15 protein-coding genes are annotated in these 18693 nt (G+C 37.7%); 10 read left to right on the forward strand and 5 right to left on the reverse strand.

All coding sequences use genetic code 11. The annotated features are described in order from the left end of the window. Positions 1-208: 208 nt before the first annotated feature. The 3 genes from JQC92_RS02190 to JQC92_RS02200 all read right to left on the reverse strand — a co-directional run bounded on the left by JQC92_RS02190 (position 209) and on the right by JQC92_RS02200 (position 3762). Positions 209-1189 (reverse strand): alcohol dehydrogenase catalytic domain-containing protein, encoded by a 981-nt coding sequence (locus JQC92_RS02190; protein WP_204998107.1) that lies wholly within the window; start codon positions 1187-1189, stop codon positions 209-211. 138 nt (positions 1190-1327) lie between these two features. Beyond that, positions 1328-2074: a sortase-associated OmpA-like protein PdsO gene (gene pdsO / locus JQC92_RS02195; protein ID WP_204998108.1), complete on the reverse strand. Its 747-nt coding sequence runs from the start codon at positions 2072-2074 to the stop codon at positions 1328-1330. 320 nt (positions 2075-2394) lie between these two features. Then, the gene (locus JQC92_RS02200; RefSeq protein ID WP_204998109.1) at positions 2395-3762 is read right to left on the reverse strand and encodes a hypothetical protein; all 1368 of its coding nucleotides are present in this window, start codon (positions 3760-3762) and stop codon (positions 2395-2397) included. A gap of 191 nt (positions 3763-3953) precedes the next feature. On the opposite strand from JQC92_RS02200, the gene pdsR reads away from it, so the two are divergent. From pdsR to JQC92_RS02245, 9 genes are all read left to right on the forward strand, one after another. Further along, on the forward strand, positions 3954-4643 hold the full coding sequence (pdsR, locus tag JQC92_RS02205; RefSeq protein ID WP_204998110.1) for a proteobacterial dedicated sortase system response regulator: 690 nt from the start codon (positions 3954-3956) through the stop codon (positions 4641-4643). Further along, entirely contained in the window at positions 4640-6811 is a 2172-nt protein-coding gene (gene pdsS / locus JQC92_RS02210; RefSeq protein WP_204998111.1) for a proteobacterial dedicated sortase system histidine kinase, read from the forward strand. Before pdsR ends, pdsS begins: the two co-directional genes overlap by 4 nt. Further along, on the forward strand, positions 6811-7986 hold the full coding sequence (locus JQC92_RS02215) for a cystathionine beta-lyase (RefSeq protein WP_204998112.1): 1176 nt from the start codon (positions 6811-6813) through the stop codon (positions 7984-7986). Before pdsS ends, JQC92_RS02215 begins: the two co-directional genes overlap by 1 nt. Before the next feature lie 262 nt (positions 7987-8248). Continuing rightward, the gene (locus JQC92_RS22880) at positions 8249-8818 is read left to right on the forward strand and encodes a type II secretion system protein (protein ID WP_276315771.1); all 570 of its coding nucleotides are present in this window, start codon (positions 8249-8251) and stop codon (positions 8816-8818) included. Between the two features lie 145 nt (positions 8819-8963). Then, positions 8964-11012 carry a polyphosphate kinase 1 gene (gene ppk1, locus JQC92_RS02225; RefSeq protein ID WP_204998189.1) on the forward strand — a complete coding sequence of 683 codons (2049 nt, stop codon included), beginning with the start codon at positions 8964-8966 and terminating at the stop codon, positions 11010-11012. Positions 11013-11061: 49 nt separating this feature from the next. Further along, the gene (locus JQC92_RS02230; protein WP_204998114.1) at positions 11062-12549 is read left to right on the forward strand and encodes a Ppx/GppA phosphatase family protein; all 1488 of its coding nucleotides are present in this window, start codon (positions 11062-11064) and stop codon (positions 12547-12549) included. A gap of 37 nt (positions 12550-12586) precedes the next feature. Next, a complete protein-coding gene (locus JQC92_RS02235) occupies positions 12587-13249 on the forward strand; it encodes a glutathione S-transferase (protein WP_204998115.1) in 663 nt (220 codons plus the stop codon). Positions 13250-13312: 63 nt separating this feature from the next. Further along, positions 13313-13564 (forward strand): hypothetical protein, encoded by a 252-nt coding sequence (locus JQC92_RS02240; RefSeq protein WP_204998116.1) that lies wholly within the window; start codon positions 13313-13315, stop codon positions 13562-13564. 111 nt (positions 13565-13675) lie between these two features. Further along, complete coding sequence (locus tag JQC92_RS02245; RefSeq protein WP_204998117.1) at positions 13676-14881, forward strand: multidrug effflux MFS transporter; 1206 nt, start codon at positions 13676-13678, stop codon at positions 14879-14881. Between the two features lie 35 nt (positions 14882-14916). Here the strand turns inward: JQC92_RS02245 and JQC92_RS02250 are convergent, their stop codons facing one another. Beyond that, complete coding sequence (locus tag JQC92_RS02250; RefSeq protein ID WP_204998118.1) at positions 14917-17076, reverse strand: bifunctional metallophosphatase/5'-nucleotidase; 2160 nt, start codon at positions 17074-17076, stop codon at positions 14917-14919. 742 nt (positions 17077-17818) lie between these two features. Beyond that, complete coding sequence (gene ndk / locus JQC92_RS02255) at positions 17819-18250, reverse strand: nucleoside-diphosphate kinase (protein ID WP_129947916.1); 432 nt, start codon at positions 18248-18250, stop codon at positions 17819-17821. 245 nt (positions 18251-18495) lie between these two features. Between ndk and JQC92_RS02260 the strand changes: the two genes are divergently transcribed. After that, positions 18496-18690, forward strand: a complete 195-nt coding sequence (locus JQC92_RS02260; RefSeq protein WP_204998119.1) for a hypothetical protein — start codon at positions 18496-18498, stop codon at positions 18688-18690. The last annotated feature ends 3 nt before the right edge of the window (positions 18691-18693 follow it).

Consider the following 18693-nt stretch of genomic DNA (forward strand, 5'->3'; position numbering starts at 1 on the left):
GACATATGCAATGGTTGCATCAATATCAATGCCACTAACTTTCAAAATAAGCTACAACTCAATGAATGATATCAACAGCATGACATGATGATTAGATCGGTCAAATGATCGTGAAAAATAGTGTGTTGAGTGCAGGTATTTTGTTCATTTAACTTTCAGAGTGCTGAATAGTTACAGCAAAAGGTTGATACAATTCAATTTAGTACAACTAAAACTTCACAACAATTTTTCCAACTGTACGTTTTTCTCTAAGTTGTTTTAAAGCGGCGGGAGCATCCTCAACTGAAATTATTTTGAGTTGAGGTACCTGTATTCGACCTGTATTAACAAGATGTGTAAAGCGCCTTCCTGATTTTAAAATACTCTTTCGCCCCTTATCACCATGAGTATGACCGGAACCCAAGCTCACTTGATGGAAGCTTAGACCTCTACCAAATGAATCGTTATATTCTGAAGGCCTAATTGTTGATACCAGTTCGAGCATATGTCCTTCGTAATCAAGAGCATTTGCGCATAAAATATCATTATCACCACCAACACAATCCATTGATGCGTGAACTCCTTTTCCGTCTGTAAGTTCAAGCACTTTTTCTAATACATCATTACGATAATCAACGGTATGGTCGGCGCCTAGGCTTAACGCATATTCGTGATTTTTGCTTGAACAAGTCGTAATAATATTATCGACACAAAAGTGACTGGCTAATTGCAACGCAAAACCACCGACACCGCCAGAACCACCCGTTAATAAAAAGCTTTTACGAATATCAATATGAAGCTTATCAACCAGAGCATGCATGGCTGTCCAACCCGCACATGGTGTTGCCGCTGCAACTTCAGGAGCGACAATTGGGTGTTCAACAAGTGTGCGGCTGTCGTGAACTGCGTACTCAGCGAATGCGCCATGTTTGCGCCGCATATCACCATGGTAAAGCACTCGATCGCCTACTTTCCACTCTGTCACAGATGATCCGACTTGAGTTATTTCACCTGCTACATCAAGCCCAGGGACAAAATCATCATCCATATCCTCAACCATTCCATGCCAAAAATTAATTTTAGCATCAACCGGATTTAAGCCAGCCGCCAGCACTTTAACGACCACGTCATATTCAGTTTCAATTGTGGGAATGGGTAGGTTTTTAAGAGTAAACTCATCTGATTTTTTTTGATAGACAATCGCTTTCATACTTCATGGAAATTAAATAGAGTTTATTTAAACATACGCTTTTTAGAGTTTTTTTCAAATCAAATACAAGAATAAAGCTCGAATAAGGGGAGACTCGAGCTTTACCACTGGAAGGATTAAGTACCTAATTGGTAACCTTTAATTTTTGGCCATAACTCTTTCTTCAGCTTCTGGTGCGATTTTTAAGGTTACTCTTCGATCGAAAAAGTTATCCTCTAATGTAGCTTCGGCAGACAGCGGGGCTGTGTCGCCATAAGCTTGAGTTGTTAAACGATTATCTTCGATGCCACTTTTTACAAGGTAATCCTTCACTTGATGCATGCGTTTTTCAGATAATTGTTGGTTGAACTCACTGCTGCCTGTTCTGTCAGCGTAACCAGACAAATCAAGTTTCAAGCTTGGTGAAGATTTCATAACTTGTGCCACCTCATCCAGTTGGGTTTGGAAAATCGGCTCTATTTCAGCTGAGCCAGTCTTAAACTGTACATTCATCCCAAGAGCTAATTCATTTAATTTAACTTGATCAGCCTGGCTCAAATGCATAAGTTTTTTCTGACTGATGCTGTATCTATGCGCAAGATCATCATACTTTTCACTTTTATGCGTCAGCCGTGCAAGCCTCTCTTGCTGTTCCGAAATTTTAGCCTGTTGCATATCTAGCTTTGAATCATCAGCGACGCTTTTTCCTACTACACCACCAGTAAAGGCTCCAATAACCGCACCAACAGGTCCACCGACTACGGCTCCGAGCACAAGGCCTGAGCCAAAACCGATCAGTTGCTCATTTTCACCATGCTTTTTATCTTGGTCTGCTGACTGAGCAAAAGTGTTTGATGAAACTAAAAGGCTGCTGATTACAATTGTTGTGATTGCTAACTTTTTCATTTTGAACTCCTAGTTCTTATGTTGAATCTTTAAATTCGTTTGCTGTATAAGTACCTGACCATACGTTTCTTAAGATTTTATTGTGCCCAGTTTTAGCTCTCTACGGCGTTGCAACTCCAGTTACAGAGCTACGGCTATGCGCCCTACATTGCGCTTTGTATAGCACCGAAGCTGAACACAATAATTTTCAAAGAACTTATCGTCAGGTACTTATCGTTTCGATGAAGCTATTAAAGCAACAGAATTTGGCGTATTTCAGGAGCAAAAAAGGCAAAGTGAAGAACAAATGTGGCTAAAAAGTGGCAATCGTTTAATTATCCTTAGCCACGAAGTGTCATTCCTAGAAGTGGAATCACATCCTCTGAATAATCTCTGAGTTTAAAAAATTTTACTACTTTCCATTCCGAGATATTTAACTCGGGAATCATAGGTACTAAAGTTAAATAACTCGTTGGTCCTCTGCGGTACATTGAACAAACACTAACATGCACGTTAAATATTTTTTGTTCACCCAATTTTGCACCGCTGATACAAAGCGGGCACCTATAAGCTATGGGATCTATTTGATTTAGATTTACGAGTAAACCGATTCTTGGACTTGAAATAGGCTTGTACGCCCTTACCCCAACAATGCTCGGCTGTATTAATGGCATTGTGTTGTCGGTTCGTGAGGGTTCATATTTAACAGGCATAACTTGAAAATGAGATACTTGAAGTCGATCTTCATCCATGTATTCCAATGGGGGGCTTGTATTATCTAAGTGTACATCTGTTCCGGATGAAATTAACTCACCAGTGCCTTCATCAGTTTGATTTTGAGAAGCCTCCTGTTCATCTTCAGCTAAGGAAGTAGAACTATTTTTATCTTCAACCGCTCTATCCTCACTATTACTTAAGGCTTCTTCAAATTTAAAAGCCTCCCCTAGTGCTTCTAACCAGTTAATTTTTGCTAATAGATGAATAAACTTTTGCGATCTCACATCAACAATTTGGCTTGTCTCCATTAGTTCAAGGCAAGATTCCACTTCAAATTTTAGCCGTTCATCCTTTAAATAATATTGCCAATGTTCAGGGTTACCGTCTACTTTTTCACTCTCTTTAAGCAGCTCTAACAATGATATTTCTTCTTCTTTAAATACAGGTAATTCACACAGTTTTTCTTCTGTGTCTTTAGTAATTTCTATTACTCTCTCTTCACATTTCAACGTGTAAGGGACGAATGCAATTTGTGTTTTTTTTCTACAACTGTAATCGACAACCAGTAAACATAAGATTGATTGCTCTTCTTTATTTGTCATCAGCTCGACAACAAAACAATGTCTTGATGATGGGAAAAGATCTCTTAACCTATCTCTTAATTTAATAAGCTCGGTTTCATCACTTGGGTTAAAATAGACATTATTTATCGCCAGTGTCCTAGCGACACTTTCCTCAGATTGATTAACCGAGTAAGAAATTGGTTGCAATCTGTTTTCATCTAAAACTTCTTTTGTAAAAATAAACGCTTTATCTGATCGCTTAAAAAATCTTTCCCATAAGCTTCCAATTGGCTTTTTTGATGCTTTTTGAAAAACTTCATAATCATTTAATCTTTCCATTTCAACTTTTTTATGGGCAGGCAAAGCCTCAACATCAATTGCGATAAATTGAGTGTAATTTCGACTTGTTGAACTTAAACTTTCAGCCATAAAATAAAATTGTACTTAACCTGCGATATAAAATAACAACTAATGATGACTACATTGGATGCATTAACATAATTTAATTCTGTCAATTGGATGATCAAATGTGGCGAAAAAATGGCAATTAACGCTTTGTTATGAATTTTCAAATTGATTTGGGTATAGTTTGCTACATATAGAACTACGACGTATTGAAAATGAAAAGAATTGCCATAGTTGAAGATGAAGCAATCATTCGAGAAAACTATAAAGAGCTACTAGAAAGCCACGGTTATCAAGTTCAAGGCTTCGCTAATAGAAAGCAAGCGGTTGAAGCGTTCAATATCCGCTTACCTGATATAGCCATTATTGACATCGGACTTGAAGATGAGCTCGATGGAGGCTTCTTGTTATGCCAAAGTTTGAGAGCGCAATCTGCCACACTTCCAATCATCTTCTTAACGGCGCGTGACAGTGACTTTGATGTCGTGAGTGGACTGCGTTTAGGTGCTGATGATTATTTAAGTAAAGACACCAGCTTCCCACATCTACTCGCAAGAATAGCGGCACTGTTTCGAAGATCTGAAGCTGCATCCCAACCTGCCCAAACAGAAACAATAAGGCATCATCAACTGTTAATTGATGTAGATAAAATGCAAGTTTTCTGGGCCGAACAGCTTATTGAGTTGACTGTTACTGAATTTTGGATGGTTTATGCTTTAGCAAAAAGGCCTGGCCATGTTCGTAGCCGTAATGATTTAATGTCAGACGCTAAGATTTATGTTGATGACAGTACGATTACCTCCCACATTAAACGAGTACGAAAAAAGTTTATAAAAAGTGACTCAAAGTTTGACTGTATCAATACAGTTTATGGAATGGGTTATCGATGGGATCAATCTTCATGATCCGTTTTAAAAAATTACTTCATCCCAGAATCAGTATCAGAACCAAGCTTTTTATCATCGTTATCTTTTTTGCTGTGCTCCCTTGGTTTGGGTACCGATACCTTTGGGAAATTGATAATTATCTAAAACTCAGCCAACAACATTCGTTAACGTCAACAAGTCAGGCCGTTGCAACCGCTTTACATCAACGCCCTACTCTATTTTCTCAACTGAACAGAAATTTAGTCCAACAAAGAGAAAAGGATTTCTATAATTACTCATTAAAACAGGCCGTCTTTGAAGGTTCAATCGACAAGTTACTGCTGACGGGAAAAGACAAATTTAAATACTTTTCGTCCAGCTTCATTACTTACAAAACCAAAACAGTAAAAAAAGAAGATTATGCAATTAACGCCATGATTGGAAACTTTGATACTGATTCATACCTAGTTTTATCCGTAAAAACACCGAGTATCTCAACACAAGCAAAAGGCAGTTTTCGTTTCGATGTTGGCGACCACTTGATCATTGCAACAACAGATAAGAATGAGAATCTTAAACGCTTTATCGTCTCAATAAATCAAAATAAATCACTTAATTTAGCATTACTTCCAACGAACCCAGCGATGATCGTTCCTCAAACATTGCAATCTGACTACCAAGGTTTTTGGCGTGAGACGCCTATTGGCTTTGATTTAGTGTTGAGCATTCCCTCAAAAGAATTGGGCGATAAGTTTTCATTCTCGGCGTATTTTGCAAATAAAAACAACCCAACTGAAAGCAACGCTGTCTTGGCATCAAGTCCGATAAATTCAGTTCATAACTTAGGAAATTTAAACAAACCTTCAGAAACCATCGAGTCTGTTGTCAACGCTTTAAGCTACACAGAAGCCAGAATTTGGGTATTAAACAGTGTCGGTCAAGTGCTCGCTTCTGGAGGCAGTATTCATGATGCACAAAACAGCTGGAATACTGCAACCAATATTAAAAAATCAGAAAATTATTTAAGTGCTATGCTTGCCCCACTCTTCCGATTATTCGAGCAAAATACTGACACCAATTTTGTGGACCCATTCAACAACGCTACTCACATTGACTCACCAATCGTGAACCGTGCCATGAGTGGATTTACAATAAGTGAGAAGTATTATACTCCCGATAACAAAGCTGAAATTTTGGCATCAGCAACCCCGATTTGGCAACAGAATAATGTTGTCGGCGTTGTGATAGCAGAACAATCAACAATGGGAATTAGAGCATTACGTAACAATGCGATGCAATCTTTACTCAATACGGTATTTATCGTATTACTGCTCGCTAGCGCCGCCATTATACTTTTTGCTTCTAACATTTCAAACCGGATAACTCGGCTCAGAAACGACGCTAAAGATGCCGTTGATCATAAAGGAAAGTTCAACGATTTCACCTACCAATCTCAGACTCAAGACGAAATTGGTGATTTAGGTCGCAGCTTCCAAGAGGTACTTCAACAACTTGGGCAATATAACCTTTATCTTGAAAAAATGAGCTCACGGCTCGGACATGAACTCAGAACACCAATTACAGTAGTTCGTTCATCACTTGAGCACATTCAACTCACAGGCTCAAACCCACAAGCAGATAAATACATCGTTAGAGCACAAGAAGGTTTAAAAAGATTAAGTCTAATTCTCAACAGTATGACAGAAGCTTCCCGTATTGAATCCAGCCTACAAAACGAAAATAGAGAAGTGTTCAATTTAAGCGAGGTCGTAAACGGTTTAGTAGAAGGATATCAATTGGGATTTCCTGACTCTCTCTTTACGCTAACCAATAATACAAAAGTTGTTTATGTAGATGGTGTTCCCGAATATTTCGCACAATTATTAGACAAGCTCATATCCAATGCGATAGACTTCTCAACATCTAGACGTCCAATAGAGATTTCCGTAACTCAGGATTCTGATGCCGTTATTGTTTCAGTCACTAATGAAGGGCCAAAATTACCTCTTGGAATGGAAAACGAAATCTTTAGCTCACTCATTTCGATAAGAGAGAATAACTCAAATTCCCCCCCCCATTTAGGGTTCGGATTGTATATCGCTAAATTAATTGCCGAATTTCATAATGGCAGTATTTCAGCTAAAAATAGAACTGATGTTGACGGAGTTTTAGTTACCGTTTTGTTCCCAAAATATAGAGAATCATAATGACAAAAGAAAAGCACACTAAACAAACGAAAATTATCACTTCTGGTCGAAACAAAGACTGGAATAAAGGTGTGGTTAATACGCCTGTATATCGTGCCTCGACTGTGCTTTTTGATACTCTAGACGAAATGTATAACGCCGTTAAAAATGGTTCTGAGAATAAACTCGCTTATGGGCGCCGAGGAACCCCAACTCAATTCGCTCTTCAAGAAGCGATTGCTGAATTAGAAGGCGGTCATGCCACTGCGTTGTACCCTTCTGGTGCAGCTGCTATTAGCTGTGCTTTATTATCTTTTTTATCTGCGGGTGATCATCTACTAATGGTGGATAGTGTCTATGAACCAACAAGGCATTTCTGCGAAACAATTCTTAAAGATTTTGGTGTAGAAACGACTTACTACGACCCTATGATTGGCTCCGCTATAGGTACATTAATTCAACCCAATACAAAAATTTTATTTTTAGAATCTCCCGGCTCTTTGACGATGGAAGTTCAAGATGTTCCAACGCTTTGTAAAATTGCTCACCAATATAACATCCTCACGTTTTTAGATAATACTTGGGCATCACCTATCAATTGTCGTCCCTTTGAACTTGGTATTGATGTTTCAATTCAAGCTGCGACTAAATACATTGTTGGTCACTCAGACGTGATGATGGGAACAGCAACAACAACTGAGACGTTATGGCCACAGCTAAAAGCTCGATCTTATGCGCTTGGTCAATGTGTATCGCCTGACGATGCTTATTTAGCTCACCGTGGTTTAAGAACTTTAGCCGTAAGAATGAATCAACATGAACGCAGTGCGAGCGAAGTAGCTACTTGGCTACAAAAAAGGCCTGAAGTGGATCATATTCGCCACCCCGCTTTCGAATCTTGTCCAGGACATGAGTTTTTTAAACGTGACTTTTCCGCTTCAAATGGATTGTTTTCTTTTGTATTAACAGGAGTGTCGAAAACTCAATTAAAGCACTTTGTTGAAGGTATGACGCTATTCAAAATGGGCTTCTCTTGGGGCGGTTATGAAAGCCTAATCATCCCTGCTTTTAATTTATCGAAAATTCGCTCTGCAACACCATGGCCAAAAAATAGCTTTGTTGTTCGATTACATATTGGTTTGGAAGACCCTAGAGACTTAATTGCCGACTTAGAAGCTGCTTTCAGTCGATTATAAATTAGAAAGTTCTAATCAACAGAAGTTTGATCAATATCAGAATGCTTTAACGTTCATTTTGTAAAAATAACAATGTTATAGCTTATGAGGTTGTTAAAATGGAATGGATACTCTGGGCAACAAAAGAAAATCCACTTGTTGGCTTATCAATCGGACTCATTCTTTTTGTATTTCTTTTTTTGTTAAAGCCTGCTGTAATGTGGTTCTACAGTAAAAAAAATATTGGCAAGGATAGCTAAATAACGTTTATTTGAGGTTAGATTTGTCAATACGTGGTTTTACTCTAATCGAGTTAGTCGTAGTCACTTTGATACTCGGTACTTTAAGTGTAACCGCACTCCCAAAACTTGTTTCTATCAATTATGATGCGGGTTACTCCACAGCTAAACATGCATTAAAACAATTTGAAGTCGGTGCTTTGCATTTCAGGTATAAATGCATTTCTGCAGGGCTTTTAGGAATTAATTATAAAAATAGTGATCCTGGAAATGCCGAATTTGTCCGTAAAATTCATGAAGCCGGACTTTTAAGTCGGCCTAGCGGTCATAAAAACTGCTTTCCCGAAGCTGAAATAAATGATGGAAGAATAAACAGTTCAACCGACTGTCGAGTTACATTTAATGCGGTTGTTGATACTGAACTGAATGTCGTAAATTATGACCAATCAGTATCAAACTCAAACGGAGATATCATTGCGCAGTACGCAGGAAGAACAAGCCAATGCAATTTTTATTATAAAAAAGGATTTGAGAACTTACCTGATTCCAAAGTTCCTCACCTTTTTTATAATGCTAAAAACGGAAGCTTTACTCTACTAGGTTTCCCTGAATAAGCTAAAATTGTAACAAATGCATCATAATGTCATATTAGTGTAACGATTAAAAAATAGGATAAAAGTATTAAAAACAATAAATAACCATAAACGATACTCTATTAAGGGAGTCATTGTAGTGTCTAACTCTGATCATGTACAACTTATGCCAAAAGAGCTTTCCTGGTTATCATTCAACGAGAGAGTCCTGCAGGAAGCTTGCGATGAGAATGTACCTCTCATCGAACGAGTACGATTTTTAGGCATATTCTCGAGTAACATGGATGAATTTTTCAGGGTGCGAGTTGCAGCTGTTCGACGTGCAATTCTTATCGATTCAATTGAATCAAAAAAAGCCCATCACAACCAAACTTTAATGGCTCGAATTCAACAGAAAGTATTAGAGCTACAAGTTAGATTTGATGAAACATACAACATTTTAATGAGGGAATTGATCAGGAAAAACATCTTCCTGATAAGTGAAAAACAACTTTCAGAGTTTCAAAGTATCTGGTTAAAAGGTTATTTCAATGACCAGCTAAAACGTCATATCACCCCAATTTCTGTAAACAAAAATAGAGATTTAACCAAGCAGATGTCTGACACAATGACCTATCTTTTTGTCTGCTTACATAAAGAAAAAAAGCACCAATATATACTAATAGAAGTACCTACAAAAAGTGTACCTCGATTTGTATCCCTGCCATCAGAAAGCAGTAAATCAAAGAAATACCTTATTTTACTCGATAATATTATTCGTCATTGTGCAGATGAACTTTTTAAGCCTTTTTTTGATTATGATGATATCGATGTTTATTCGATGAAGCTTACCCGTGATGCAGACTTCGACATCACAGATGAGCTTGAACAAACTCAGCTAGAAAAAATGACTAAAGGCGTAAAAAAACGTCTTACCGCTGAACCCGTCAGGCTGGTTTATGACAAAGAAATGCCAGAGCATATGCTGCTGATATTAAAAAACCAATTAAACATTAGCTTAACTGAATTTCTAGTACCGGGCGGGCGTTATCATAGCTTCAAAGATTTTATTGCTTTTCCTAACCCAAGCCGTAAGCATTTAGAATACGATAAAAAAGTCGCATTAAATTCGGCCAGATTTGATCAATCAGCTAACGCTTTTGAAGCCATCGCAAAAAGTGATATTCTTTTAAATTATCCATACCATAAATTTGCCTACTTCACCGAACTCATTCGTCAAGCCGCCTATGATCCTGCAGTGAAGTCGATAACAATTTCACTTTATCGAGTTGCAAAAAAATCTCGTGTTATTAACTCTCTTATTGATGCAGTACGTAACGGAAAACAAGTCACGGTAATTTTAGAATTAACAGCCCGTTTTGATGAAGAAGCGAATATTGAATGGACAAAATTACTTGTAGAGGCCGGAGTAAAGGTACATCACGGAATTCCGAACTTAAAAATCCATGCAAAACTATGCTTAATTCATCGTCAAGAAGATAAGCAAACAAAGCTCTATTGTCATATTGGCTCTGGAAATTTCAATGAGAAAACGGCAAGAATATACACTGACTTATCTTTATTTACGGCTAACGAAGAAATAACAAAAGAAGTTGAAAATGTCTTTGACCTCATCCAACATCCATATAAACACTACAGATTCAACCATTTGATTGTTTCACCATACAACTCGCGAAAACGCCTAAATCGATTAGTTGATGATGAAATAAGAAGTGCTAAAGATGGGTTGGAAGCCTCGATAACTTTAAAGCTCAATAACCTCGTTGATAAGCAACTTATTAAGAAGCTATATGCAGCTGCGTCTTCTGGTGTAAAAGTAAAACTCTTAATTAGAGGAATGTGCTCTCTATTACCATGCAAAGATTCTGTGTCAAAGAACATTGAGATATACAGTATTGTTGATCGATACCTAGAACACTCTCGAGTGATGATATTTCATGGTAATGGTAAACAAAAAATGTACTTATGCTCTGCTGACTGGATGACACGAAACATTGATAATCGAGTTGAAGTTGGCGTGCCTATTTACAGTGAAAACTTGAAAATGATGATTCAGTCATTGATGAACATACAATTTAGCGATAACACTAAGTCCAGAATTCTCGATCATGCACAGTCGAACCCATACAAAAAACGAGGTAATAAGAAAAAAATAAGATCTCAAGAAGTTGTTTTCGAATTTTTGAGAAATCTAGAAAAGTCTACCTTGATTTAAAATCATTTTAATTCAAGAATGAGTGATATGGCTTTAATTTGGACAACAAATGACAGAACTTAAACATCGGCATAAACATTTTGTTGCCATTGACATGGGTTCCAATAGCTTTCACTTGGTCATTGCCCGTGAGCAAGATGGCAGTTTGCAAATTCTTCACAAAGAAAAAAAGCAAGTGCAATTGGCTCAAGGGTTAGATGAAAATAACAATTTAAGTAAAGAGGCCATTGCTAGAGGGATCAATTGCTTAAAAGAATTTAGATTAAGGTTCTCTGAGCTCACGGAAACTCAAGTTAAGCCTGTTGCAACACACACTTTAAGAGTTGCTAACAACGCCCACGATTTTTTAGAACAAGCTCTAGATGTCTTTCCTTATGAGATTGAAATAATTTCCGGTCACGAGGAAGCAAGACTCATTTATAGTGGGATTGCTCATAACCAAGTTTTAAGGCCTAAAAATTTAATTATCGATATTGGTGGTGGTTCTACAGAAGTTGTTATAGGAAAAAAAATCACTCCTACTCGCCTCTCCAGCTTAAAATGCGGGTGTGTAAGCTATCACGAACGTTATTTTCGAACAGATGAGTTAACAAAAGACAACTTTAAAGCTGCAATGATTGCGGCAGATAGCGAACTTTCTTCATTGTCAAAAGATTACCTTTCAGGCAATTGGGATTTGGCACTTGGTAGTTCTGGCTCAGTTAAAGCCGTCGCTACTGCATTAAAAGAAAAGTATCAACTTGACCACATCACTTTAAAATCGTTAAAACAATTAAAAACAGATCTCATAGCCGCTGGGCACACAAGTAACATTACCTTTGAAAATATTGACGATAGACGCAAAGTCCTACTGCCAGCTGCTATCGCAATTCTTATCAGCTTTTTCAAACGATTAAATGTAAAAAAACTCGAATTCTCACCTTTTGCGCTTCGTGAAGGCGTTTTATTCGAGCTCGCCAAAATTGGGCAATATCATGATGTGCAAATGAGGACGGTAGACAGCATTGCGCGTCTATACCATATTGATATGCCGCATGCAGGAAAGGTCTGTAACACCGCAATGGAGTTATTTGAACATGTTGCTGACGAATGGCAACTCAGGGGTTTTGCAAGGCTGTTACTTTTTGCATCTACTTTGCATGAAATTGGTATACACATCAACTCAAGACAGCATCATCAACATGGTGGCTACATAATACAGAACAGTGACTTACCTGGTTTTAGTGAACCACTACAGCAGCAGTTATCAGTATTAATTCGCAATCATCGAAAACGCCCGCATTTACCTTCTTTTGATGAACTTGATCCCGAATTAATAAAGAGTACTCGATATATATCCTCAATTTTACGCATTGCAGTATTACTGAATTTAGGGCGAGTGAGCCTTAGGTTTGATTTTAGAGATGCTAAGGCGATTGAAAATAAACTATTTTTAACGCTACCTAAAAATACTAAAAAAAACACCCTATTAATTAACGATCTACTTAGAGAGCAAAAGTCGATTGCCGATTTAGGTATTGAGTTGCATCTACTTTAAAACTAAACTTTGATCACAATTTAAATAATAAAACTCTATGCACACTAATATTCTTTATTCATTCAGACGCTGCCCTTATGCCATGAGGGCCCGACTTGCGATTCTCTTTGCAGGAGTAAAAGTTACCTTACGAGAAATTGAGCTTAAAAATAAACCTCAAGCAATGCTTGATGCATCGCCTAAAGGCACTGTTCCTGTGTTTGTAAAACTTGAGGAAAACACACCGATTCTAGTTATCGACGAAAGCTTGGATATTATGCATTGGGCATTGAACCAGAATGACTCGAGTAATATACTCAGAAAAGGGGATGGTCAACGTGTCATCAATATGGACAGCTTAATCGCACAAAACGATGCAGAATTTAAATTATGGCTAGATAAGTATAAGTACTGTGACCGTTTCCCCGAACAACCTCAGGAATATTATCAAGAACAAGGTGAAAAATTTTTATCTAGATTAGAAGCCTTGCTAGAAAACAATGTTTTCCTATATTCTAAACAGCCTTGTCTTGCAGATATTGCCATTTTTCCATTTGTTAGACAGTTTTCTCTCGTCGATAAAGCTTGGATTGAATCCCAGGAATTTCCATATTTGAAGAAGTGGTTAGCGTATTGGCAATCATCGAAAGAGTTTGAAATTGCAATGGAAAAATTCGAACCATGGCTTATGAATAACAAAGAATATTTATTTGGAAAATAAGCCAAATAAATGTACATTGTAAGTGGTTTTATTATCAATTGATCATATACGGAACTTAAGACAATGACTATGTTTGGAAATGTGGAGCTTCAAATTTGGTATATGGTCGTTTTTCTTTTAATACTCCATGCCATTTTTGCTATAAAACCCGCTATATCTGACGCTCCAATTCCACCAAGCAAAAAATTAAAGTGGTCTGTAATGGGAATTTTGTTCGGTCCAATAGGGTATTACATATACCAAGCATCTCTTCCTTTCGAAAATATTGAAAACCCGGCTGACTTTTTTAAGATAGAAGACAAAAAAGATCACTAATCATCAGCCAGATTTAAGATATAATCCTACCCTTGGATTTCAGCCCTAATAAACGCTTATTCCTCTAAACTAGAAGCGTTATTCGTTTTATATTTCTTTCTTAGAGTTTTTATGACTAATCTCCAATCTTCAAACCAACTTCCTAGATGGCTGCTATTGCCGTTACTTGCCAGTATTGTGGCAATTACACCTTTAGCTATAGATATGTACTTACCAGCATTAACCGAAATAGCTCGAGAGTTTGGTACCGACGTCACAATTGTTCAGCAAAGCTTGAGCACCTATCTAGCAGGATATGGTTTAGGAATGCTCTGCTTTGGGTATTTAGCGGATAAATTTGGCCGAAGGCCACTCGTTATTTTTGGTTTAAGCTGTTTTTGCCTCATCAGTTTGGCCTTAAGCTTTAGTAGCAATATGGATGTGTTTTTCATATTGCGATTTTTTCAGGCATTTGTTGGTGCAGCAGCTACGGTAGTCATTCCGGGTTACATCAAAGAGACATATAAAGAAAATACCGCTAAAGGCATGTCGTATGTCAGTTTAATCATGATGCTAGCGCCATTGATTGCCCCAGCAATAGGCACGTTAATTTTAGATGTTTTAAATTGGCATTGGATTTTTAGAATTCTATCGATTTACGCTTTTGTCCTATTGTTTTTTGTGCTTTTCAAACTAAAAATGTCGAGCGACAAAGATAAATCAGTAAGAACTGAGAAAAGCTTTTTAGGTGCATATAAAACAGTATTCACCAAACCAGGCGTCAGAGCATACATCGCTTCAGGCGTTCTGACTTCATTTGCATTCTTCTGCTATCTAACAGCATCATCATTTGTGTTTATGGAAGTTTTTAAAGTTGATAAGCTGACGTTTTCAACTTTATTTAGTCTCAATGTTGGTTCGTTAATGTTTGCCAATGTCATTAACTCCCGTCTATCTCCGAAATTTGGTTCTAAAGTCATGCTAAAAGGGGGGATAGTTATCGGGTTAATCACTGCGAGCGGACTAACGTTAGTTAATTGGCTGCAATTAGATTATATCTACACTATGGTATTCTTGATGCCTCTAATGGGTTCATTAGGAATTATCTCTGTAAGTTGTGACGCTATCGTATTGCTAAAATTTAAGAATGAAACCGGCACTGCTACGGCAGTAATCGGGACGCTGAGATTTGGTTGTGGTGCTCTTGCAGGCCCAATTCTCGCTATCTTATATACTGGAACAGCCGTTCCTTTTGCTGGAGTGATGCTAACATCCATTTTTATCATTGGCTTACTTCAATTCTTTTACAAAGGCAATAAAACAAAGATGACGAAATAAATTCGTCACCTTTAAACGTAGTGCTCTAATAACCTTTATTTAGGTTGAAAAACGAGTGTTGTGTTTTTCTCAGTGCTCGGAACAAGCTCTGTATCGCCTAGTGCTTTACTAAAGTTAATAAATGACTGAGCGTCGGAATCACAAAAGGTATTACCACTGCACTCAGGTTCACCCACAGGTGTGTAAGTTGTTTTGCCATCTTTCTCAGTAGCAGTCATTGTGACCGACTTGACAGCTGGCGTACGAACACTAGTCTTAGGATCTACGTCAAAGTACACATCTTGACGGTTCGTAGTTGTGCCATCGCCTTTTGCTTCAGCTTTTGCTAATTCACTCCAACCGTCATTACCATTAGCATTATAATTGCCTACTGCAATGGTATATGAGTCAGCGTCATTAATATTTTGCCATGAAACAGTACCATCCTCACTTGTTTGTTTCAGTTGCAACTGAGAGAAAGTACCTATTGTATTATCACTGGCTGACTGCACAAATGTATATCTCATACCTGCGACATATGGGAACTTACCTGCATGCGCAGTAGCATCTAATACAGGTGCGATCGTCGACATCAAGACACTTTTCAGTTCAGCCCCTGTAATCGTCATTACTGTTAAATGGTTTTTGAACGGCAACATCTCTAAACGGATATTCCCTTCATAAAACGCACCCGATTTTATATTGGTTCTCACACCACCAGCAGCAACTAGAGCAACATCTACATGCCTTCCATTTGTGGCATCAAGCGCATTTTGAACATCATCTGAGTTGAGCCAATCTAAGAATGCTTGACCAACAAGAGGAGCGACTTGTGAACCGTGATAACAACGTAATTTAGAACCTGTTGCTGAACATTCATTCACCGTAGTATCAATTGGTTCTTGATAGTTGCCAACTTCACTTAAATCACCAGGTCTACGTACTTGATAAATAGTATGCGCAGATACGCCAATTTGTGAGCCTATGGCATCTTGATATTGTTGGCTGTTCTTATAATCAGTATCTATTTGTGAGCGTAAATCAGGGTTTTCAGTTACTATTTTTAAATCTTTATTTTCTAAACCTGAAATATAATTTTCAATTTCAGCTTTAGTTTCATCTGTGACTTTAGTCTGTTGCGATTCATCACTATAAAACTCATCCGCTGAAAGTAATGTATTGTGACCTTGGCAAGTCTCGACATTTCCATCTTTATCAAATTGAACTTGAACTTCACCTACTGCTTGAGCATTGCTACCGGCTTGTACAATACAGGTCTTAGCATCACCCGTTTTTTGCGACAACATTTCTGCGTATTCACCGTTATCGGTTAAACCGATATTAGTAAAGTCTCCCAATAAGGTATGAGAATGCCCTCCAACGATTAAATCAATACCTGTTGTACCTTGAGCCAACTTTTTATCTGCCGCTAATCCAATATGAGAAACCACAACAACTTTATCAACCCCCAATATTTTTAGGGTATCAATTTCTTTTTGAGTGCTTTCAATTTCACTGCTGAACGTCACACCCGCAAAATTACTATCACTTACAAAGTCACCCATATTTTCAAGAGCAACGCCAATGACAGCGACAACAACTTCACCGCTTTTTGCATCTGAAACATTGCCTATCTTTCTCTTGCTTGCGCCTTTATATGCAAACAACTGATAAGACTTTATGGAGGAAACATCTTTTAAGTCATCGTTTTTAGATGCATCCATGTTGTCAGCCAACATCGGAAAGTTAACGGTAGTTGCTAGCATTTTTAGAGCGGGTGTACCTAAATCAAACTCATGATTACCTACTGCCATTGCATCGATCTTCATATTTTTCAGAAGATTGGCATTAGCTTCGCCATTAAATGTTTGGAAATAAATACTCCCTTGTAAAGGATCACCAGCATTAAGAATCAATGATGCAGTTTGTGACTTATCACTCGCAGCAATATCGTCATTAACTTGTTGCAACACTCTCGGGTAACCACCAAATGTAGTGTAAAACTTCTGTTTATTAACAGAGTCTTTCCCCATTAAAAACTGTCCATCAACGCCATCAAATTGTGAATGTAGATCATTCATATGAATGACATTCAGCACAAATGGTTCTTTAGGGTTTGGAGCGGGGTTTTTATGATGTTTGTGACTGCTGCCACAACCAAATAAAGCAAATACGACTGCCGTCGCCGTTAATGTTTTTATCAATTTCGTACTCATTTGCAAAAACCTCTTGGCTAAATAGCCTTGTTTTTAAAAATAAGTCAGCCCTGACATAGAGAATCTGAGTCGTAATCCATTAACTTAATTCAGTTCACAGTTCACGCTCAGGTTTAGTTGAAATTTTTCTCCTTAAGCTCTCCAGAGAGCTCAGTTTGTTGAAACTTTACATCCATGACCGGATTCATCTTCTGTATTGGGATAAACGATATCACTATCAACCAAGGGATAACCACTGACATAAATTGTATTGCTCGGAGCGCTAGCTTCAGACTAAAAGAAGTTGGAAAGCTTGCCCATATAAAAGCGATAAATTTCTGAAGTAGCTAGCCTTGACATAAGAATTCAATTAATTGGTTGTTCTTTAACTCGTCCAGATGAAGAACATAAGTGTTGACGAAAAAAATTGAATTCTATTTAGGGGAAAAATACTAACAGATGCCAATCAGGGATATGAGTAACAAAAAAGGCCATACCGTGTCACAGATCACAGTTTAGAAAACTAAATTACAGCGCTTACATTATCTTTAAATAAGGTTAATACTATTTGATACTCAGCATTACTTTTAAGATACATATTTCGCAATTTAAAAAAAGCATGTGGTACTTAGAAACACTCTAATTAGAATGTTGTAATCAAGATAAATAATCGTAGTGACTGAGTTGAATAAAGACAAAAATTAAGACGCATTAAATAAAAAACCCACTAAAAGTGGGCTTTTAAAAATTTATAACTCAAAAATTAACGAGTGCGTGGCTTGATTTCTTCTGGGCTGAAGAAATAAGCAATTTCACGCTCTGCAGAAGCAAGAGAGTCAGAACCGTGAGCAGCGTTCTCATCGATGCTGTTAGCAAAATCAGCACGGATAGTACCTTCAGCTGCTTCAGCTGGGTTTGTAGCACCCAAGATTTCACGGTGAGCTAAAACTGCGTTTTCACCTTCTAAAACTTGAACAGTGATAGGACCAGAAGTCATGAATTCAACTAATGCACCAAAGAAAGGACGCTCGCTGTGCTCAGCGTAGAAACCTTCTGCTTGCTCTTTAGTCAGGTGTAGCATTTTTGCAGCAACAATTTTCAGACCAGCGTCTTCGAAACGGCTGTAGATTGCACCGATTTTGTTTTTTGCAACAGCATCTGGTTTTACGATAGAAAAAGTACGTTCGATAGCCATGGTTAAGCTTCCTTTAAATAGCATGTTTTTGTAATTCGCGCGGATTATAAAAGACAACTTTTCAAAATGTTGTAAGTCATTGTATAGACTATAATTATAATCAGCCAGTTTAGTGATTTTGGTAAATATGTACTCAAATATGTACACACTTGAATTTTTGCCCTTAAAAATGATTTCGCCACAGCGATCGTTTTAAGGCGTGGTATTATCGGTTAGTTCTCACAAAATTAAAAGGGAAAGACAGGATGGATGAACAGAAAGACGGTTTTTTAGCTTATATAAAGGTGATCTTCTATTTCCCGTTGTGTTGGGTAGTCGGTGGAGTGCTGGCAATATCACTATTGCACTTTTTGGGAGTAAGCGAAAATCTGAAGATAGCCGCTTATTTTCTGGTGGGTATTGGTGGAACGGTATGGTTTGCACTGGACAAACAAAAATAGAGC

This window comes from Parashewanella hymeniacidonis (assembly GCF_016900895.1).
GTDB lineage: Bacteria > Pseudomonadota > Gammaproteobacteria > Enterobacterales > Shewanellaceae > Parashewanella > Parashewanella hymeniacidonis.